Source organism: Aquimarina spinulae (assembly GCF_943373825.1).
Lineage (GTDB): Bacteria > Bacteroidota > Bacteroidia > Flavobacteriales > Flavobacteriaceae > Aquimarina > Aquimarina spinulae.
Window position 1 is genome coordinate 569561 of sequence record NZ_CALSBP010000002.1, and the last position, 21826, is coordinate 591386.

The 21826-nt window shown below is 32.5% G+C and carries 13 protein-coding genes; 6 read left to right on the plus strand and 7 right to left on the minus strand.

Going from position 1 to position 21826, the window contains the following annotated elements; all coding sequences use genetic code 11:
* Positions 1-46: 46 nt before the first annotated feature.
* The 6 genes from NNH57_RS08115 (at position 47) to NNH57_RS08140 (ending at position 8184) form a co-directional block, all read left to right on the plus strand.
* A complete protein-coding gene (locus NNH57_RS08115) occupies positions 47-1237 on the plus strand; it encodes an aspartate aminotransferase family protein (RefSeq protein WP_074408614.1) in 1191 nt (396 codons plus the stop codon).
* 332 nt (positions 1238-1569) lie between these two features.
* A complete protein-coding gene (locus tag NNH57_RS08120; protein WP_074408615.1) occupies positions 1570-2961 on the plus strand; it encodes a tetratricopeptide repeat protein in 1392 nt (463 codons plus the stop codon).
* Between the two features lie 87 nt (positions 2962-3048).
* Complete coding sequence (locus NNH57_RS08125) at positions 3049-4014, plus strand: DUF368 domain-containing protein (protein ID WP_074408616.1); 966 nt, start codon at positions 3049-3051, stop codon at positions 4012-4014.
* Positions 4015-4017: 3 nt separating this feature from the next.
* Positions 4018-5043, plus strand: a complete 1026-nt coding sequence (locus NNH57_RS08130) for a DUF368 domain-containing protein (protein WP_108807845.1) — start codon at positions 4018-4020, stop codon at positions 5041-5043.
* Complete coding sequence (locus tag NNH57_RS08135; RefSeq protein ID WP_108807862.1) at positions 5040-5771, plus strand: shikimate dehydrogenase family protein; 732 nt, start codon at positions 5040-5042, stop codon at positions 5769-5771. Before NNH57_RS08130 ends, NNH57_RS08135 begins: the two co-directional genes overlap by 4 nt.
* A gap of 139 nt (positions 5772-5910) precedes the next feature.
* Positions 5911-8184: a DUF349 domain-containing protein gene (locus NNH57_RS08140; protein ID WP_082994929.1), complete on the plus strand. Its 2274-nt coding sequence runs from the start codon at positions 5911-5913 to the stop codon at positions 8182-8184.
* 343 nt (positions 8185-8527) lie between these two features.
* On the opposite strand, the gene NNH57_RS08145 is transcribed toward NNH57_RS08140, so the two are convergent.
* The 7 genes from NNH57_RS08145 to mazG form a co-directional block, all read right to left on the minus strand.
* Positions 8528-9967 carry a RagB/SusD family nutrient uptake outer membrane protein gene (locus NNH57_RS08145; protein WP_074408618.1) on the minus strand — a complete coding sequence of 480 codons (1440 nt, stop codon included), beginning with the start codon at positions 9965-9967 and terminating at the stop codon, positions 8528-8530.
* A 20-nt stretch (positions 9968-9987) separates the two neighbouring features.
* Complete coding sequence (locus tag NNH57_RS08150) at positions 9988-12759, minus strand: SusC/RagA family TonB-linked outer membrane protein (RefSeq protein WP_254504143.1); 2772 nt, start codon at positions 12757-12759, stop codon at positions 9988-9990.
* Positions 12656-13030, minus strand: a complete 375-nt coding sequence (locus NNH57_RS08155; RefSeq protein WP_254504145.1) for a carboxypeptidase-like regulatory domain-containing protein — start codon at positions 13028-13030, stop codon at positions 12656-12658. The genes NNH57_RS08150 and NNH57_RS08155 overlap by 104 nt, the downstream gene beginning before the upstream one ends.
* A 1030-nt stretch (positions 13031-14060) precedes the next feature.
* Complete coding sequence (locus NNH57_RS08160) at positions 14061-15410, minus strand: RagB/SusD family nutrient uptake outer membrane protein (RefSeq protein WP_074408621.1); 1350 nt, start codon at positions 15408-15410, stop codon at positions 14061-14063.
* Between the two features lie 13 nt (positions 15411-15423).
* Entirely contained in the window at positions 15424-18462 is a 3039-nt protein-coding gene (locus NNH57_RS08165; protein ID WP_082994931.1) for a SusC/RagA family TonB-linked outer membrane protein, read from the minus strand.
* A gap of 570 nt (positions 18463-19032) precedes the next feature.
* Positions 19033-20532: a helix-turn-helix domain-containing protein gene (locus tag NNH57_RS08170; protein ID WP_159099214.1), complete on the minus strand. Its 1500-nt coding sequence runs from the start codon at positions 20530-20532 to the stop codon at positions 19033-19035.
* A gap of 437 nt (positions 20533-20969) precedes the next feature.
* Positions 20970-21743 carry a nucleoside triphosphate pyrophosphohydrolase gene (gene mazG, locus NNH57_RS08175; protein WP_074408624.1) on the minus strand — a complete coding sequence of 258 codons (774 nt, stop codon included), beginning with the start codon at positions 21741-21743 and terminating at the stop codon, positions 20970-20972.
* Positions 21744-21826 lie beyond the last annotated feature (83 nt).

The window sequence follows — 21826 nt, forward strand, 5'->3', positions numbered from 1 at the left end:
TATCGGATAACGCATTCAAACCCGATAATCTAGTAAAAAAACAATCTTGAAACAGGATTTTTTCAAATATCAAGCGCAAACTACTCCACATCCCTTAGCTATAGAAGTTTCATATGCTACTGGTAGTTATATTTATGACACTAATGACAAGAAATATTTGGATTTTGTTGCTGGAGTCTCAGCATGTAGCTTAGGACACAAACATCCCAGAGTTATACGTGCAGTAAAGGATCAGTTAGATAAATATCTACATGTCATGGTGTATGGTGAATACATACAACAACCTGCTGTAGAACTTACCAAACTATTAGCTTCTCACCTACCCCATCCATTAGAAAAAACCTACTTAACCAACTCAGGAACCGAGGCTATTGAAGGGGCTTTAAAATTAGCCCGAAGAGTTACAGGTCGAAGTCAGATTATTGCGGCAAAACTAGCATATCATGGCAACACAATGGGATCTATGAGTGTAATGGGATATGAAGAACGTAAGCAAGCATTTAGGCCATTAATTCCTGACACCTCTTTTATTACATTTAATGACGAAAAAGAGATACAACAAATCACACACAAAACCGCAGCGGTTATCTTAGAAACTATACAAGGAGGAGCGGGATTTATCGAACCTAAATACGAGTATCTAAAAAAAGTAAAAAAGAAGTGTAAAGAAGTTGGAGCATTGTTAATTCTAGATGAGATACAACCTGGATTTGGAAGAACTGGAACCTTATTTGGCTTTCAACATTACGGCATTGTCCCTGATATCGTTGTAATGGGTAAAGGAATGGGTGGTGGACTTCCGATTGGGGCTTTTACCGCTTCGACAACAATGATGGATCAACTACAGGACAATCCTAAATTAGGCCATATTACAACATTTGGAGGAAATCCTGTCATTGCAGCTGCCGCTTTGGCAACATTACAGGAAATTACAGAAAGTGACGTAATGGCAGCTACGCTCGAAAAAGAAAAACTATTCAGGTCACTATTAATTCATCCATTAATTAAAGAAATCAGAGGACTAGGTCTCATGTTAGCTTTTATAACTCCTTCTGTAGAAATAACAAACCAAGTTATTTTAAAATGCCAAGACCATGGATTAATTTTATTTTGGTTACTTTTTGAGCCCCTTGCAGTACGTATTACACCACCACTTACTATATCCGAAAGTGAAATCAGGGAAGGATGTCAAATCATCCTTACTGCTTTAGATCAAATATTAGACAGCAAAATTTAAACGATAATCATTGAAGTTTTATTAAAAAAACCGTATCTTTAATAGACCATCCATTATTTTCACAAATTCATTAATACATTTCGGCTTCTATAAAAGAAAAACTCTATATCATTATCTATATAATGGTACGTATTTTGTTAATTAGTTTGTTAAAAACAATTGGTTTTTGAAGTATTATTATTCAATTTCATTTGTAATTTTAATACTGAGGAAATCAATAATGCGAAAATAGATTAAGTAATGGATTTATTAGATACTTTTATTTGTTGGGGAAGACAAAAAAAGTATTTACATCAATTTTATGATTTATTGAGCATCTTTAATCAACGTGTATGAGATTTAACCACGAAGAAGAAGAAAATAATTTCTCGATTACTCGATACGAGTCTATGCTGAGATCTAATGATGTTAAGTTTTTTGATTCAGATGAATTTGAGTCTATTATTCATCACTATTTAGAAAACGGAAAAATTGCTAAGGCAAAAAAAGCAATTTCTTTGGGACTTTCTCAACATCCGTCATCTGTTAATCTTAAATTATTGCAAGTCGAAATTCTCGTCTTTGAAAATCGCTTAGATAAAGCAGATCATCTTTTGGCTCAGCTACACGCTATAGAGCCAGAAAATGAAGAAATCTACATTCAAAAAGCTAATATTCTTTCTAAACAAAACGATCATATAAAAGCCATAGAGTTATTAATGATGGCACTTAGCTATACAAATGATGCTGCTGATGTGTATTCCCTTATAGGAATGGAATATCTTTTTATGGATGATTTTGAAAATGCAAAAATCAATTTTATGAAATGCCTCGAAGCAGATGATCAGGATTACTCTGCTTTATACAATGTGATATACTGTTTTGATTTTCTTGAGCAACATGAAGAAGCTATCGAATATCTAAACATGTTTCTAAATAAAAATCCATATTGTGAAGTCGCCTGGCACCAGGTTGGCAAACAATATTTTGATCTAGAGGAATATGAAAAAGCTCTAGCAGCTTATGATTTTGCAATTATAAGTGATGAATATTTTATTGGTGCTTATTTAGAAAAAGGAAAAGTATTAGAAAAACTAAAAAGACATAATGAAGCTATAGAAAACTATAGAATAACATTAGAGCTAGATGACCCTACTTCTTTTGCTTTGCTAAGAATAGGAAAATGTTATGAAAAACTAGGTGTAGATGACCTTGCAATTCAACACTATTCCAAAACCGTACATGAAGATCCATTATTGGATAAAGGATGGATAGCCATTACTGATTTCTACATGCGTAAACGCGATTATCAAAAAGCGCTATACTATACAAACAAAGCTATAAACATTGATGGTGAAAATGTTTTATACTGGAAACGTTACGCAAAAATAAACAATAGACTTGCTTTTTTTGAAGAAGCAGAACGAGGATATAGAAAAGCTATCGAGTTAGGGAATTATGAACTAGAAACCTGGTTAAATCGTTCGGATATCCTTAGATTTATAGGAGAATCAAATGCTGCAATACAAAATTTACACCAAGCTATAGAGTTTTATCCCGATAATGCAGAAATTCAATATAGACTTGCTGGTTTATACTATGAACTACAAGATTATCAAAAAGGTGAGTTTCATATAAGAAAAGCCTTAGATCTTGACTATGAATATCATATCGTTCTGGAAGAACTTTTTGAAAAGATTTTTAATCTTACTCTTGTTAGAAACATTATTTCTGAATACCAATAATTCTAAAAAAGACTGTTTTTTTTCTAATCGATTACATTGCAAAAATCCATACATTTGTTTTAACTTAAAACATCAAAAACAATAAGAATGCAAAGAAATCTTAAGGATTACCTTATCATCTCTGCAAAAGGATTAGCAATGGGAGCAGCAGATGTAGTTCCTGGAGTTTCTGGGGGAACTATTGCATTTATATCTGGCATATATGAAGAATTGATTGAAACTATTAATAGACTAGATCTTGGTTTTTTCTCGGTTTGGAAGAAAGAAGGATTTAAAACTTCCTGGAAAAAATATAACCTATCTTTTTTAACAGCTCTTTTTTTAGGTATTGTAACCAGTATTCTTTCTCTTGCAAAACTTATAAAGTGGTTACTTCATAATGAACCTTTATTACTTTGGGGATTTTTCTTTGGATTAGTTCTTGCCAGTATCGTTTATATTGGAAAACAAATCACTGCCTGGAAACCAAAAGTAATCATTGGTATTATTCTGGCAGCAGTACTTTCTTATTTTATCACTATAGCAGAACCTCTGGCTTCACCAGATAGTAACTGGTATCTTATGTTTTGTGGATTCATTGCAATCATTGCCATGATATTACCAGGAGTATCAGGAGCTTTTATACTACTTATCCTTGGAGTTTACCAAACAGCTATTGATATTCTGAACCAATTACGTAACGGAGTTGTACAAATGGATTTTGATATCTTGTGGCAAGCTATTTATAAAATATTAATCATGGCTATTGGTGCCGCTATAGGGTTGAAATTGTTTTCTAAAGCACTTAACTGGATGTTTAAACATCATAAAAATATGACTTTAGCTATACTTACGGGGTTTATGATAGGCTCACTAAATAAGTTATGGCCCTGGAAAAAAGTCGAATCCTGGAGAACAAACTCTGAAGGAATCGAGGTTCCTTTCATAGAAAAGAGCATTCTACCAAGTCAATTTGAAGGTGATGTTAAAATGATTTGGGTTTTACTTTTTATAGTTATAGGTTTTCTATTAATCCTTATCTTAGAACGCCTTTCTGTAAAAAAACCAGACTAACCAATGCAACAAAGTACCCGAACCTTTACTGATAGACTTTTCCTTGTTATTAAAGGTCTTGCAATGGGTGCTGCAAATAAAGTCCCTGGTGTTTCTGGAGGTGTCGTTGCATTTGTTGCCGGGTTTTATGAAGAATTTATCTATTCTCTTCAGAAAATAAATTTTAAAGCATTTAAGCTTTTTATCAATTTTAGGTTTAAAAGCTTTTGGCGATACATAAACGGACGATTTCTTGGCCTTTTAATCTTAGGAATGTTAATTAGCTATTTTAGTGTTTCTAAAATTTTGGATTACCTCATTATTCATTTTGAATTATACGTATGGGCAGCATTTTTTGGGATGATCATTGGCTCTATTTATTATATAGTAAAAGATTTTAACGATTGGAACAGAAGAAACATCTGTCTTATTATTATAGGTATTATAATTGGGGTTAGTATTAGTTTATTGGCTCCTGCAAAAGAAAATGACAATCTTTGGTTTGTATTTATCTGTGGTATTATTGGTGTATCTGGTATGACATTACCTGGATTATCTGGCTCTTTTATTCTTATTTTACTAGGCAATTATGTTCTTTTACTAGTTGATTCTGTAAATGCTTTATATGATACAATAGCCGATCTAATACGTTGGGATCTTTCATTTATAGAAGATACTCACAGAACTAGATTACTAAAAGTACTTATTGTATTTAGTCTTGGTTCATTAACAGGTTTAGTTACCTTATCCCATTTTTTAGGATATGTTTTAAAGCACTATAAAAATGCAACTTTTGCAGCGATCATTGGATTTATAACCGGTTCTCTAGGTGTCGTTTGGCCCTGGAAGAATAAAATTTATAAAGTCGATACTCTAGGAAACACACAAATTGATGCATTGGGTAATCCTATACTCGATAATTACGATCGTTATTTTCCCGATTTTACAACTATCGAAACCTATATTGGGATTTTTTATATTCTCGTAGGTATTGGCATCGTTTTATGGTTAGAATGGTATGGCCAAAAAACGTTAAAAACTTCAAAATGAAAAAAATATACGGTTTATTAGGTAGAAACATTAGTTATTCCTTCTCTAAAGGTTATTTTTCAGAAAAATTTGAAAAAGAAAATCTAGATTGTGAATATAACAACTTTGATCTTACCCAAATTAAAGATTTTATTGAAGTTACCAAAGATCGTGATGTACAAGGTTTAAATGTAACCATACCTTATAAAGAAGAAGTAATTCAGTATATGGATGATCTGGACCCAATAGCCAAAGAAATTGGAGCAATAAACGTTATAAAGTTTGATAAAGATCAAAAATTAAAAGGATATAATAGCGATTATTATGGTTTTACAGAATCTTTAAAGCCTTTACTCAACAAAACGATAAAAAAGGCATTAATTCTTGGTACAGGAGGTGCTTCAAAAGCTATTGCTTATGCATTAAATCATCTAAATATCGATTATACATTTGTATCACGTAATCCTGATTTTAATGAACTAAGTTATAGCGATCTCGATGAAGATATTATACATGCATACAAACTAATAATCAACTGTACCCCTTTAGGAACGCATCCGAACATTCATAATTACCCAGATATCCCTTATGAATATATTACCAAAAATCATGTTTTATACGATTTGATTTATAATCCGGATGAAACTACTTTTATGAGTAAAGGAAAAGAAAAAGGAGCTACTGTTTCTAACGGATTACAAATGTTAATACTGCAAGCAGAAAAGGCCTGGGAAATCTGGAATATGTAATTTTCAGCTCATTTTGTCATAAAATTCTTACCAAAACTCTTTTTAAGTAATCTTAAAACCTTTCAATAACTTTGAGTTTTTCTAATATGTTAGTATCTTAGTCAGGCATTAAACTCAGACAAACAAAAACGCTCACACAATGTCCACACGTGATAACCTGCCTAAGGCAGATGGAAATGAAGAAAATAAGACTAAGATTTTAGATGTAAACTTAGAAACTGAAAATCTGGAAGCTGTTAAATCAGAAGATTCTGATGAAGTAACTACTGAAAAAATAGAAGATTCTGAAAATGAAGAATCTAAAACATCGGTTAATCCACAAATTACAGATGCCATAGAAGAAGATTCTGAAAACGAAGAACCTAAAACATTAGTTAATCCACAGATTACAGATGCTATAGAAGAAGATTCTGAGTCTGAAAATAGTATTACAACTTCAGAAGAAGCATTAAATTCTGACACCGACGTAAAAGAAAATACGCCTACTCCAGATGAAGTTACTGTAGAGAATAGTAATGATGCACCTACTTCAGAAAATGATGCAAAGGAATCTGTAGACGAGAGCAGCGATGCAATTACTATACAAAAAGAAGAATCAAAGCCTAAAACTCCTGCTGGTGAGGATCAAATTCAAGATCAAATGGATGAAGCTGTCGCTGAGCATAGCGAAGATGAGAGCACCATAGAGCGTCATAATATCGAGAAGAAGGATTATCATGCCATGAATAAAGAAGAATTGATCAAAGAATTACGAGAGTTGATCAAAAATGAAAAAATTCAGGCAATTAGAGAACACGTTGAGGAAATCAAAAGTGAGTTTAATGAAAAATTTAATGAAGAAGTAGAGCAAAAAAAGGAAGAATTCTTGGCTGATGGTGGTGATATTATAGATTTCTACTATTCGACGCCAATAAAAAAAGAATTTAATTCTGTTTATTTTGATTATAAAGAAAAACGAAATTCATATTACCAAAACCTTAAAAAAGACCTTCAGGAAAATCTAAAAAGAAGGTTAGAGCTGATTGATGAATTAAAAGGTTTACTTAATGTAGACGAAAACATAAATACAACATACAATCATTTTAAAAGTATTCAGGAAAGATGGCGCAATGCAGGTCCTATACCAAGGGATAAATACAATACTGTATGGAATACCTATCATCATCATACTGAGAATTTTTATGATTTTCTGCATTTAAACAGAGAATTTAGAGATCTTGATTTTAAACATAACCTTGAGCAAAAACTTAAGATTATTGAGCGTGCCACAGAATTAGCACAAGAGACCGATGTTAATAGAGCGTTTAGAGAATTGCAGTTGCTTCATAAAATGTGGAAAGAAGATCTGGGGCCTGTCGGAAAAGAATATAGAGAACCTATCTGGGAAAAATTTAGTGAATTAACAAAAAAAATTCATGAAAATCGCCAGAGGTATTTTAAAGATCAGGATAAAGTCTACGAACAAAATCTAGTAGTAAAAAGAGAGATCATTGCAAAAATTATTGAAGTTAGCCAGGATCATCCTAAAAACCATAATGGTTGGCAACAAAAAATAAAAGAAATTGAGGCGTTAAGGGATCAATTTTTTAAAGCGGGAAAAGTACCTTCTAATCTAAATGAACAAACTTGGAGCGAGTTTAAAACTGCTGTAAGAGATTTTAATCGTAATAAAAATGCGTTTTATAAGGGCCTTAAAAAAGATCAGTTTGATAATTTAAATAAAAAAATGGAACTGATCCAGATAGCAGAAGATAATAAAGACAGTGATGACTTTACTGCTATTACTCCACTTATGAAAAAAATTCAATCTGATTGGAAAAAGATTGGTCATGTCCCTCGAAAAGATAGTGATAGAATCTGGAAAAGGTTTAAAGACGCCTGTAATTCTTATTTTGATAGGCTTCATGCAGAAAGAAATGAAGCTAATAAAGAAGAGCTCGTTTCTTTAGAAAAGAAACAGGAACATATCGAAACTCTTAAAAAACTAGAGCTTTCTGGGGATACCGAAGTCGATCTTAAAACTATAAAAGAAAACATTGCTACCTGGAAAACTTTAGGTAGAGTGCCATATAAAAAGAAAAATATAGAAGCAGAATATAATAAAATTCTGGATGGTTTCTTTCAGCAACTTAATTTGGGCCGTAAAGAAACAGAACTGATTAAATACGAAAATAAACTAAATACTTTATCCGGCCAGAGTGATGATCGAGCTCTTAGAAACGAACAGAGCTTTATTCGCAAAAAAATCGATGAAGTTAATGGCGAAATCCGTCAATTAGAAAACAATCTTCAGTTCTTCAAACATGCCAAAGATGACAATCCAATGGTAAGAGATGTACGAAAGAATATCGAAAAATATAAAGAAAACTTAGATGTTTGGAAAGCCAAACTAAACAAGATCAGGCAACTTTAATCATACAATCTAAGTCATTCGAAAATATTATAGTTATTCTAAAAATACAGGAACGTGTATACATTCACATCCAATTTAAAACTTTTTCTCTCTTTTCGCGTATAGAAAAATAGCAGTAATCAATTGTTTCTAAACAACATAAATAAATCCTGCTTATATATTTCCTAGCGATTTAAGTTGTGGTGATATAAAACTTTGGAAATGCCTTATAGAAGTTTGTTTCAAATTTTACAGATCCCAATTTGAATCAAAGAAATTAAACAGATAAGCTAAAAATAAATTACCCGTCAACTATGAGTTGACGGGTAATTTTGTTTATATAACAAACAGTGTGTATTTCCAATTAATAACCTGGATTCTGTTGTCCCTGTAATGCTGGGTTAGAATTTATTTGAGTCGCAGGTATCGGATATATAGTTTTATTGGCACCAAACGCAGAAGCTGCAAACTGAGCATCTCCTGATTGTCTTAATGGCAATCTGTTTCGTAAAAGATCCATTCTTCTGTGGCCTTCATTTGCGAATTCTTTTAATCTTTCTTCAAGAATATCGTCTAATGTTACCGCTGCCAAATCTACAATACCAGCTCTTCCTCTAATAAGGTTAATATCATTTAATGGAGTATCACCAACGGATAAACCTCCTCTTAAATTAGCTTCAGCTCTAATAAAATACATTTCTGTAATTCTAATTATAGGTAATGGATCATTACCAGTAGCACTAATTTTATTTTGGAAAATTTCTTCTACACCATTTGCATCGTTACCAGGAGCTGATACACCAACCAGTCTTAAATCTTTTCCTTCTGTATTCCCTACAGCTGCAACACCGCTTTCTAGACTATTTACTAAGAAATCTGAATAATAAAGATCTCCTCTACCTGCAGGAGAAGGGTTTGCAAAATTGTGTAGACCACTACCTCCAAAAGCACCATCTGTAGCATTATTTGCTAAGACGAATACACTTTCGTTCGCTAATGTCTTAAAAAATGAGTAATTAGTCCCAAATTGGTAAGAACCTGAATTAATAACTTCATTTGCTAAATTAGCTGCTTCAGACCATTCTTCTCTATATAAGCGAAGTCTTGCCAATAAAGCTTGTGCTGAACCTTTAGAAGCTCTAGTATTATCTGTACCAACCGGTAATCCAGCTATAGCATCTTCTAAGTCCTGAATGATAAAAGCATGTACTTCATTTACTGTCGAACGAGGAAGTTCGAAATCTGTTGGAGATGCATCTCCATCAAAAGGTTTAGTAGAAATAGGAATACAAAGATTATTACCATTATCAAACTGAATTGGTTGCCCATATACTCTAGCCATTTCAAAATACATCACAGCACGCATAAATTTAGCTTCAGCTACTACAAGTGCTTTTTCTTCATCTGTAAAACCTATGATATCTACTTCAGGAACTTTAGTTATTATGAAATTAGCATTATTAATGATTTCATAAGCTTCATCCCAAGATTCTTGGGTAGTAGTATTTGTAGCCTGAGTAGCATATTCAAACAAATCTGCCAATGTAGGAAAAGAACCTACGAACGTTAGTTCGTCTGATTGTATTCCAGAAAGAGCATATCTATTACCATTTAAAGCATCAACTTCTCGAGCTTGTCCATACAACCCAGTAAGTGCTCCTCTAATCGCAAATTCTGAAGAAAAAACTACATTCTCAGTAAGATTATCTTCCGGATCGATTTCAAGTTCATCATCACAGCTATAGGTGAAGCTTAAAACTCCAATTAATAGCAGTATTTTATATTTTTTAAGAATTGTTTTCATTATATCCTATGTATTTAGATTTAAAATGTGATTCTGGTTCCAATTAAGAACTGTCTTGCCTGTGGAGCAGTAAAGAAAGTCTCTCCTTGTACTAATGGATTAATATCATCAGTTACCTCAGGATCAAAGCCATCTAAATTGCTATCTCCTTTTATCACAAATAAGTTATTACCAGTTGCATATACTCTTACCTTTTTGAATAATTTACTGTTTTTCAATAGGCTATCTGGTAGTGTATAACCAAAAGTTAAGTTTCTCATTCTTAAGAAAGATCCATCTCTTAACTGAAATGTAGAAGATTGTCTATAAAGATTTTCTGTTGAACTCCCTAATCTTGGGTACGTTGCGTTATCTCCAGGTTGTTTCCAGTAATCTAATACATCAACCGATTGGTTAAAAGATCCTACTCTATCTGGTGCACCAACAAATCGTAATCCATCAAGGAATATATCATTACCATACGTAAATGACATTAAGAAACTAAGATCAAAGTTTTTATATGTAAATGTATTTGTAATACCTCCATAAAAATCTGGTAAAGCATCTCCTACAACTACCCTATCTGTATCAAAATTTGGTGTAGTTGTAACATTACCATCTCTATCCAGATACTCTGCATCTCCAGTTTGAGGGTTTACTCCTACATATCTTACTAAATAGAAATTATTTGTTGACTGCCCTTCTATTGCTCTTTGTCTTGCTCCTGCAGCTTCAATGAACCTTCCTTCTGGAGAATCATTTGCTCCTGGTAAAGAAATTACCTCTGTCTCAATAAAAGAGATATTAAAATCTGTAGACCATGTAAAGTTATCGGTAATTACATTTTTCGTATTTAATCCAAATTCCCAACCTCTATTTTCTAGTTCACCAGCATTAGCGGTAATGGTAGGGAAACCTGTAATCTCGGTCACCGGTACGTTTAACAGTAAATCTGTAGTCTTCTTATTAAAATAAGTTACATTAAGGTTTATTCTGTTTCTAAACAACCCTAATTCTAAAGCCAAGTCTAATGTTGCACTTTCTTCAAATGTCAAATCAGCATTACCAGCTTGAGTTGGTGCTAGACCACCACTTCCATTATAATTATAGGTTGCAGCTATAGCAGGTACAGCAGAACCAAATAATCCTAACGAAGGAAAAGATCCACCGATTCTATCATTTCCTGAAGTACCATAACTAGCTCTTAACTTTAAAAGACTAATAGCTTCTATTTGTTGTATAAATTCTTCTTCAGAAACTACCCATCCTGCAGCTACCGACCAGAAGTTACCAAACCTGTTATTAACTCCAAATCTTGAGAAACCATCTCTTCTGAAAGAACCTTCAATAAGGTACTTACTCTTATAATCATAGTTAACTCTTCCAAATGCTCCATATAAACTTCTTTTGGCTCTAGACTGAGTCGTTAAAGTTGGAACAGCACCATTTCCGACATTTCTCAAATCGTCAGAAAGGAAATCTTCGGTTGCTACATTTATAGTATTAAAGGTAGTCTCCTGGTATGATATCCCAGCTACTGCACCAACAGTATGGATATCATTAAATGTTTTATTAAAATTTAAAGTATGATCTGTTATAATTCTGTTATCATTTGCTATAAAATTCTGAGCATTACCTCCAGGTGTAGTTCCTCCATCTGCAGAAGGGTCTATTAATTCGGGAACTCTTGTAAAGTTATCAATTTGACTTCGATCAATTCCAAAAGAACCCTTATAATTAAGATTATCTGTAAACTTAATTGTAGCATTCATATTACCAATAACTCTGGTACTCTCTACCTGATTTATTTGCAAAGCTTCAATTGCTTCAATATTTTGAATAAAGTCATTATTTATAAAATTACCTTCATCGTCTCTTGATTGAATGAAAGGTCTAATTAAATATGCAGATGTTAAAGGGGCAAAAGTTGTGTTTTCTGTATTAATACGGTCATTAAGTGTATTAGTTACAGATAAATTTAAACCAAGATCTAACCAACGATTTGCCTTATGGTTTAAATTAACTCTTCCATTAATTCTTCGAAGATCGTTTCCTACAATTCCACCTTCTAATTTAGAATAACCAGTTCCTAAGAAAAAACTTGTTTTTTCTCCACCACCTTGAGCAGATACGTTGTAATTTTGTGAAAATCCAGTTCTAGTTGCTAGATCTAACCAATCTGGACCTTGCAAAGGAAGATCGGTAACAGCACCAATTCCTCCACTCGCTCCTGCTTGTCCTCTTTCAAAACGATATTGAGCATATTGACCTGAGTCTAATATGTCAACCAAATCAGTCACATCTGTAAATGAAGTCCATACATCTGCATTTATTTTAGTGTCTGTATTAGGTTTTCCACTTTTTGTTTTAATCAAGATAACTCCGTTAGCTCCACGAGAACCCCAAATTGCTGTAGCAGCAGCATCTTTAAGTACCGAAAAAGAAGCAATATCTTGAGGATTTAAATCCGAAATTGGATTTAATCCTGTATTTCCTCCATTATTAAATGTATTAATATCATCACTTAACGGTACCCCATCAATAACAATTAATGGTTGAGAACCTCCATTAAGAGAAGAAATTCCTCGAACACGAATTACATTAGCAGCACCAAGTACACCCGAACTTTGAGTAAATTGAACACCACTAGCCTGTCCTTGTAATAACTCTTGTGCTGTAACAGCTGGGATATCTTCAATCGCTGCTGTTCTAATAGTTCCTATACTTTGGATTAGTTTTTTTTTCTGTTGTTGTTCCAAATCCAACAATAACAACCTCTTCCAGTTCTGAAGAAGAAGTAGATAATTGCGCATTAATAGTAGTTTTTTCGTTAACTACAATTTCTTTGGTCTCAAAACCAACATAACTAAAAGAAATTACGGCACCTCTACTAGCAGAGATTGTATAATTTCCATCAAAATCGGTTTGAGTTCCGTTATTTGTATTTTTGATAAGGACATTCACACCCGGAAGAGGTAATCCCTTATCATCTGTAACTGTTCCTGATATGCTTTCTCCTTGTGCAAAAGAAATACTATACACAAAGAAAAATAACATTAGAAACTTGTAATAATGTACTTTCATAGATAAAAAAGTTTTCAAAAAATTAATACTTAACATAGTTATTAGATATAACCATAAAAGGAAGGATTAGAATATTTTGATGGCTAACTCAAATTTACTTTCACAAAACTTGAACAAAGTTTAAATGGAAATAATACATTCATCCCCCCTATTTATGATTATAGCCCAAAGAAACATTTTACAGGCATAAAAAAAGGTAACCCCTATAAGCCTTTACCCTTTACCGAAGAAAGTTTACCCGTAAACAAAACCCTTTACCTTTAGGGTTTAACGCATTCTGATGATGTAATTCGATTGTATTTCTCGAATGACTTACTGAAAGTCACTTTGTTATTAAAACCAACCTCATAAACCACATCAATACTATTGAAATTCTCATATTGATATTGCTTATCTTTTAATATTTTTTTGCCTCTTCAATTCTATACTTATTAATCAATTCAGAAAAGTTAAGATTAAAGTGTTTGTTTATCATTTGGGAAGTATTATGCCTTGAAGTATTAAGTAATTATAAAAGCTTCTGAAGACTCATATCATTTCTTTGATATATTTCATCCTTTTCTAATAATTCTAAGGAGAGGTGTCCTATAAAGCCTGGTTTTTATATATTTCTTCAATCTATTATTTGACCCTTTCTCCGCTCTATTTTTTATCATTTTTAATCCACCAAATACACTTGGTTTGACAAATGCTGTATAGCTAATATATAAGGCCAATAATGTAATTAACAAAGTTTGAAAATTAACAGGAAAATTATGATCAATACGGTACAATATGCTTTTAAAGCCATGATTAATACCTATAGCCATAAAAATTATATTCTTAGTATATTAAAAACAACTTTTTTTGGGTTATAACTATCTCTATCAATAACATCTATGATAGTAAGAACCATCAATTTTATTTTGAAGAATAAGCAGATCATGAAATAACTATCAAAGAAGTGTAAAAATTAAATTGCCCACCAATAGTATTGGTGGGCAATTTTACTTATAAAAATTAAGAGTATTCCTTTATTTTAAAAACCAGTTTAATACCCTGGATTTTGTTCTAACAAATCATTTCTATCCCTTGCTTGTTGAGGCACAGGAAAAACTAATTTATTATCATTATAAGGTAATCCCGCTATATTTCGCTGTGTTCGTTTATAATCATGTAAAACAAACCCTTCAAAACCTAGTTCTAGTTCTCTCTCATTTAAAATGAGATCAATGGTTAAGGCACCAAGTGCAGGAGCAGAAGATCTTGCCCTTAAAGCGTTTATTTCTGCCAATGGAGCCTGGCCAGTAGACGTACCTTCTCTAAAGTTAGATTCAGCTCTTATTAAATGCATTTCTGCCAATCTGATCTGCTGCGTATTAGCAAACTGTCTGACAAACTTAGAGCTTAATGTTAATCCCCCGTCTGTATAGGTATAGTTTCTTCTTTCATCTGCTGCAGAATCAAACTTATCTATATAGGCCTGAGCAATCGATATATCTCCTCCTCTACCTCCTAAAGCTTCGCTTGCAAAGTGCACTACATGCCAATTGGTTCCTTCTTGAGTATTAACGACAAATGAAAAAATACTTTCTGCTGTGTTATCATCAGAATCAAAAACCGCATTAAAATCAGGCATCAAACTATGCCCACTGTTTTGTATCACATCATCTGCAGCATCTCTTGCAGCAGCATAATTACCTTGTTGCAAATATACTCTGGCCAATACTGCCTGAGCTGCATATTTATCGGCTCTGTCTCCATTAGTATCAGGTAGTTTACTATAAGCACTTGTTAAATCCTGTATAATTTGCGTATACACCTCTTCTACAGAGTTTCTAGGAACTAATCGCTCAAGACTTGGAGGATCCAAAACAATAGGAACACCAGCTTGAGTATTCCCTCCACCCGCATTATATTGTTGACCGTACAAACGTATGATATCAAAGTATGCGAGTCCCCTTAAGAATAATGCTTCTCCTTCAACTCTATTTTTTTGATCCTCATCTTCAAACTTATCTAAGTTTGCCATTACTGTATTAACAGCACCAAATAACAAATAAGCATCACGCCACATTCCATTTGCACTAGTATTAACATTATCCAATTCTTTGTTAAACAACTCTCTTAAGTTAGCAAATGTTCCATTCCATTCTATTTGGTCTGTATTACCATACAGGACAGCAATATTTGCCAAATCTCCATCATAATTCCCGCCTCCAAGAGTAGGGTCTCCACTTCTTGCAGAATCATAGGCACCGGTAAGAATAGCTTCAATATTTGCTGCTGTTGATGTGGCTACCTCATTAGAAACACTTTGTTGTGGCTCTATATCCAGTTCATTCTCGCACGATACAGTACTGAATATCACTATTAATATTAAATATTTCAAAAATTTCATAATCTATTTTTTTTTAAAATGTTAAATTAACACCCAGTGTATATACTTTTGCCGGTGGTGCAGAATAAAAAGTACTACCCACGTTAGTATTAGTATTATTATCATCATTAGTTGATTCTGGGTCATACCCTCTAAAATCTGTAAAAGTTAGAAGATTTAATCCAGCCACATAGAGCCTTATCTTACTCATTCCTAATTTATCCAATGCACTTTGTGGTAGAGAATATCCAAGTGTTATATTTCTCAATCTTATAAAATCTGCATCTTGCAAATATCTAGTACTATTAGAGTGTCCATTATTTAAAAATAATCTTGCTTGAGGTACATCTGTTATATCTCCTGGGTTTTGCCATCTATTCTCATAAATATATACATCTTGATTATCTAAACCGTTTCCAAAACCTGTTTCCTGGTACTGTCCAGCACCATTAAATACCTGGGCACCCCATTGTCCTTGAAAAGTAAAAGAAAAATCAATCGTTTTGTAATTCAGTGTACTTGTTAAACCTCCAAACAAATCTGGGTTAGGATTTCCGGCAATAATTCGTTCTGCCTGTGAGAAATCGTTAGTTCTTCCTCTATTTATTGTACCATCGGCATTTGTCGTGTTCAAAATATATTCTGCATCACCATTATCTGGATTTACACCTGCATACTCTACCATATAGAAAGAGTTGATAGCTTCTCCTTCTCGAAGAATATTTTGACCTGTGATCAAATCATCACCATTTGGCACACTAACAATTTCATTTTTATTTGTAGCAATATTAAAACTAGTCTCCCATGTAAGGTTATCGGTCTGAATATTTACTGTATTTAACACAAATTCAAATCCTTTGTTTTCTAGATCTCCGATATTTTTAAGTATTCCAGCATTATTAGGAGCACCTGTTTCATACGGAAGTCGTTGATTAAATATCAAGTCATCTGTCTTTTTAATATAATAATCAACTTCACCAGTTATCCTATTATTAAAAAATCCAAAATCAAGTCCGAAATTTTGTTGCGCGGTTTCTTCCCATTTTAAATCAGGGTTGTCTATTTGCGTAAAAGCAATACCTGAAACACCACCATAATTAGTACCTCCATATAGAGCTAAAGATCCAAAATCCACCGTTGGAGTATTACCATTAACTCCCCAACTGGCTCTAAGTTTTAAATTTGATAGTATACTAGAATCATGTAAAAAGTTTTCTTCAGACACAATCCAACCTACCGAAACTGCAGGGAAAAATGCATTTCTTTTATCTTTACCAAATCGAGAGGATGAATCACGACGAAGAGTAGCGTTTATAAGATATCTCTTTTTAAAATCATATGATGCTCTGGCAAAATAAGCTAGCTGTGCCCAGTTTGTAAAAGTACCAGTACCCGCCGAAATTGTTGCTGCACTAGAGACAGATCTAAAACTATCGGTAGGAAAACCATCCCCTGTTACCGAATTAGCTCTGTTTTTTAGCCTAGTATACGTCATACCTAAAACAAAATTTAGACTAGATGCTCCTCCCGATGAATAATCATAGGTAAAATAATTATTTGTAGATAATATTTCTGTACCATCATCTGAAGCAAAACTTTGACCATTTGTAGATTGAAATGGTGCCAGTCTACCTGTATTTCTATCAACTGTCTGATATAAATAGTCATAACCAAACTCTGATCTCAAAGTTAGGGATGGAAAGATGTCTATGTCCCCAAATACCTTGGCTAAAATCCTTCTAATCGAAGTTTTACGGAAAGAGTGTTTATCTTGCAGTAAGAAATTAGCATATAACGTTCTCGTGCCTGTACCACTGGTACCATTTGGCTCACCACTTAACAGATGAGTTGGTGATGTAGGTACTTGCGCAATAACTTGCAAAGGCGTAACAAATGCATTATCTCCTGCAATCCTGTTAATCACAGTACTTGAATAACTTGCATTCACACCAACGCTAAGGTTTTTGCTAACATTGTGATCTATGTTTGCTCTCATACTATAACGTTTTAAACCGTTACCTCTAATAATACCTTCTGAATCATTGCTTGATCCAGATATAAAGCTTACCGTCTTTTCATTTCCACCAGAAATAGACACATTAATATCATTAACATAGCTATCTTGAAAAGCTTCCTCTTGCCAGTCTGTATCAAGAGTTCTCCAATCCTGATCTCCCTCATATCTTGGCAATCTATTGTCTACCCAATCATCGGCAGCAACCTGATCTCCAAATCTGTTGAATGCAGATTCTCGAAGTAATTCTTCGTACTGGCTAGCATTTAACCAATCTCTTTTGTTAGTTGGTTTTCCAAATGCGGTAGAAAGATCAACAGAAACCTGTGATTTTCCTTCTTTACCTCTTTTGGTTGTAATCAGTATAACTCCGTTCGTTCCTTTTGCCCCATAAATAGCTGTTGCAGATGCATCTTTCAAAATATCAATTGATGCAATATCATTTGGATTTACCGTTAATAAAGGGTTCAAATTCGCACCAATCGAGGACGAATTTCTATTATTCATCTCAATTCCATCAATAACATATAATGGTTCTTGAGAAGCCGATATTGAAGAAAGTCCTCTAATAATTACCTTTACACCCCCTTCTAGCTTACCGTTAATTTGTGTAATTTGTACACCTGGCGCCTTAGCTATTAATGCATTTTGCACACTAGGTGTAGAAATACCTCCAATTTTACCTGCCTCAATTTTTGAAACATTACCAGTTAGTAACCGTTTTGATTGGGTACCGAATCCAACCACAACTACTTCTTCTAATACTCCTACATCTTCTTTCAGTACTACATTAATTTCATTTTGCCCCGATACAGTTATCTGCTGGGTAACAAAACCTAAATATGAATACACAAGCACTTCGCCTATATCGGCATTAATTGCGTATTGCCCGTCAAAATCTGTTTGTGTACCTGTAGATTTACCTTGTATTATAATATTAACCCCAGGTAATGGTAGCCCTCCTTCTCCCTGAACAGTTCCAGAGATTTGTTGTTGAGCAGACATCATGCCCGATATCAAAAAAGCGAGCATAAATAGTTTGTAATGATGTAACCTCATAAATAGAATTTTTAAAAAAGATTAAACTTAAATAGTTAGCTTTATCACAAAAGGAAGAAAAGAATTACATGTATAACTACGCTTACATTTTTACGAATTGATATAAAATTTCATAAAAAAACAACATATACTTAATTTATCCATTCTTTTATTTATGATATCATAAATATAAGCATTGTTTATTAACAATCCTTAAGTTTTTGAAAATACACATATATTGAAAGTGATTTGAGTACTAAAATCAACTTGGCAGATTACAATTTTAATACAAAAAAGATGTTTTTTTACAAGTAAAAAATCAATATTTTTAAAAAAAATGAGAAAAATGAATCATTTGATCTAAAAAAGCGCAGAAAAGAGCATATTCTAAAAAATAAATATCAACACTTAAGCCTTTTAAAGAGAACTAACACCGATAATAGGGCTATTATTTTCTTTTTTTTGGTTCTGAATATCTTTTTTTCAACAGCATATCTTACTGGTTTTCAAATAAATGAACGAGTGAAAATAAGAATAAAAAACGCATTTCAGAAAAGGAAAAAACTTACTTTTCACTTAAAATTTCTTGCACTATGCTACAAATCGTTTTAAATATTCTGAGGGAGTAATTTGGTTGTATTTTTTAAACGATTTGTTAAAAGTAACTTTATTATTAAAGCCTACTTCATAAGCCACATCAATAATATTAAAACCTCTATGCTTCTCTCCTTTTAAAATCTCTTTGGCTTCTTCTATTCTATATTTATTGATTAATTCAAAAAAATTAAGTCCGAAATGTTCATTTATAATCTGAGAAGTATTGTGTCTTGTGGTATCTAGTAATAGTGAAACTTTATGAAGCGTAATATCATTTTGTTTATAAATTTTCTCTTCTTTGAGTAAATACAACAACTTTACTTTAAGCTCTAGTGACAAACTTGGTGTTAGTCCTGATTTTTCGTATTTACTATTTGTATTTTTTAGTATTTTTTCTTCTTTTTCACCTTCAGATTTTACTATTCTTAATTTTCCAAATAGTGAAGGTTGAACAAATGCAGAGTAGCTAATATATAAGACCATAACTGCTAACGAAACTACCTGTACGTTAAACAAGAATCCACTAGCTAAATGCAATACATTTAAAAATGCATATACCGCATATGACAATATATATACAGCACAAAATATCATTATGTTTCGCTGCCAATTAATTAACTGTTTCGAAAAATAGAACTTTTCCTTAACCCTTCGAACATAAACATTAACCATTAAAATACCATAAACTAACAATGATAATAGCTTAGCAACTGAAATTAAAGTAAGGTATGGTCGCTCATAATGTATGACCATTCTAAGTTTTTCTTCTGCGGGTAATAAGTAAACAGGTAACAACAATAGTACCAGAAATACGGTCGGCATCAAGTGTAATAGATCCAAACGTTTGAACTTATAGTTCTGCGAGGCTCTTTTAAAATAAAAATATATAATAGGACCATATAATAGCCCAAACGTAGAAAACATAAATAACGTATGCGGCCAATAATATTCATAATTCATAAAATACAGTCCCAAATGGGCCATGAAACATGAATTCAGGAATACAAAAATACTCATTAACAAACTAGCTGTCTTATCAGTGCCTTTACGAAAATTTAATACTATAGTTATAAAAAAACCTACAAAGGAAATATAAAAACAGAAGAGGGCAAGCCAACCAAATTGTTTTAAATACTTCTCCGCAAGTTGTTTATGGGGTTCTGATGTACTTATTTGGTCAAATTTAATATGATCAACAAAAGTTACATCAAGAGTTGATCTAATATACTTTTCAATAAACTCACAAGCTAATTTGGGCTGATCAATTTTAGCATAAGAAAATGCCAGATCTTTGAATATAGCTGTAGAATCAGTTATTTTTTCTTGTACTATAACTTGATCAGCTTCTGTAGCAAATACAAAATCTGACCTATTAGAAAACTGATCTTTATAAGATAATAATTTATAAGAATTCTCATCCTCATTTCTCTCACTTGTTTCAATAAAGAAACAATATCCTTTTAAAGGAATGAACAAAATAAAGATGAAAAACAAGTATGTTAATATTGTTCTTCTTTGAGTTAGCCTCACGATTGATTGATGATGAATTAAAGCACTAATTTACGATTTCTTTCTGTTAAAAAATTGTTATAGAAGAGTGTCCCGATAATATTTTACCAAAAAAATCAATGTTTACAGGCTTTTTGAGATAATAAAATAAGTAAAAACCATAACAGAAAAGCGCTAAAACAGTATTCGTTAATCTATTTCTTGTCAAAAAACCAGTTATTTTTATGTTCTAACATATAAATAAAAAACTTGGTAAGAATAAATAGGATTAGATAGCTTCATAATCGATTAAACACTTTTTATCCATTAAAAAAACCACATACTTCTAAAAATTTTAATTTTGGTAAACTGTTAAACTGTTCTCAATACTATATATTTTCTTTGATAATAATATATAGGAGTAACAGACCTAATAAATATGACTATAGTTTTTTTGCTTCTTCCCAAAAAACATCCATTTCAGCAAGTGTCATATCTCTAAGGCTTTTATTATTTTCTTTTGCTTTTGACTCTAGATACTGAAACCTTTTTATAAATTTTTTGTTCGTACGTTCTAATGAATCTTCTGGATTCACTTTAAGAAAACGAGCATAATTAATCATAGAAAAAAGAACATCTCCAAATTCTGATTCTATTTTTTCATGATCCTCTACTTCTATTTCGTGTTGTAATTCGTCAAGCTCTTCTTTAAGTTTTTCAAATACCTGATAAGGTTCTTCCCAGTCAAACCCCACTCCGGCCACTTTATCCTGGATCCTACTTGCCTTTACCATTGCTGGTAAAGATTGAGGAACCCCTTCGAGAACGCTGTTTTTTCCTTCTTTAAGTTTTAAATTTTCCCAATTACGCTTTACATCTTCCTCATTATCCACAATAACATCTCCATAAATATGAGGATGCCTATGAACTAATTTTTCACAAATCTCGTTGGCAACATCTGCAATATCAAAAGCCTTTGTTTCACTCCCAATTTTAGCATAAAACACGATATGTAATAGCAAATCTCCAAGCTCTTTTTTTATTTCTTCCAGATCATTATCCAGAATTGCATCACCAAGCTCATAAGTCTCCTCTATAGTTAAATGTCTTAACGACTGAAATGTTTGTTTTTTATCCCACGGACATTGCTCACGAAGCTCATTCATGATAGTTAATAACCTATCAAAAGCTAGAAGCTGATCTTTTCTTGAGTTCATTTATCTTTTTATTTCAAAAGTAATGTTTTATCAAAAATTAGGTTTAGTTTTAATGTATTATAATTTTACCCTCCTAAAAAACA

Excerpts from the sequence above, each read along its gene's own strand:
- NNH57_RS08120 (WP_074408615.1), top strand. The coding sequence starts at position 1,570 with ATGAGATTTAACCACGAAGAAGAAGAAAATAATTTCTCGATTACTCGA.
- mazG (WP_074408624.1), bottom strand. The coding sequence starts at position 21,743 with ATGAACTCAAGAAAAGATCAGCTTCTAGCTTTTGATAGGTTATTAACT.
- NNH57_RS08135 (WP_108807862.1), top strand. The coding sequence starts at position 5,040 with ATGAAAAAAATATACGGTTTATTAGGTAGAAACATTAGTTATTCCTTC.
- NNH57_RS08125 (WP_074408616.1), top strand. The coding sequence starts at position 3,049 with ATGCAAAGAAATCTTAAGGATTACCTTATCATCTCTGCAAAAGGATTA.
- NNH57_RS08130 (WP_108807845.1), top strand. The coding sequence starts at position 4,018 with ATGCAACAAAGTACCCGAACCTTTACTGATAGACTTTTCCTTGTTATT.
- NNH57_RS08145 (WP_074408618.1), bottom strand. The coding sequence starts at position 9,967 with ATGAAAACAATTCTTAAAAAATATAAAATACTGCTATTAATTGGAGTT.
- NNH57_RS08150 (WP_254504143.1), bottom strand. The coding sequence starts at position 12,759 with ATGCGCAATTATCTACTTCTTCTTCAGAACTGGAAGAGGTTGTTATTG.
- NNH57_RS08155 (WP_254504145.1), bottom strand. The coding sequence starts at position 13,030 with ATGAAAGTACATTATTACAAGTTTCTAATGTTATTTTTCTTTGTGTAT.
- NNH57_RS08140 (WP_082994929.1), top strand. The coding sequence starts at position 5,911 with ATGTCCACACGTGATAACCTGCCTAAGGCAGATGGAAATGAAGAAAAT.
- NNH57_RS08160 (WP_074408621.1), bottom strand. The coding sequence starts at position 15,410 with ATGAAATTTTTGAAATATTTAATATTAATAGTGATATTCAGTACTGTA.
- NNH57_RS08165 (WP_082994931.1), bottom strand. The coding sequence starts at position 18,462 with ATGAGGTTACATCATTACAAACTATTTATGCTCGCTTTTTTGATATCG.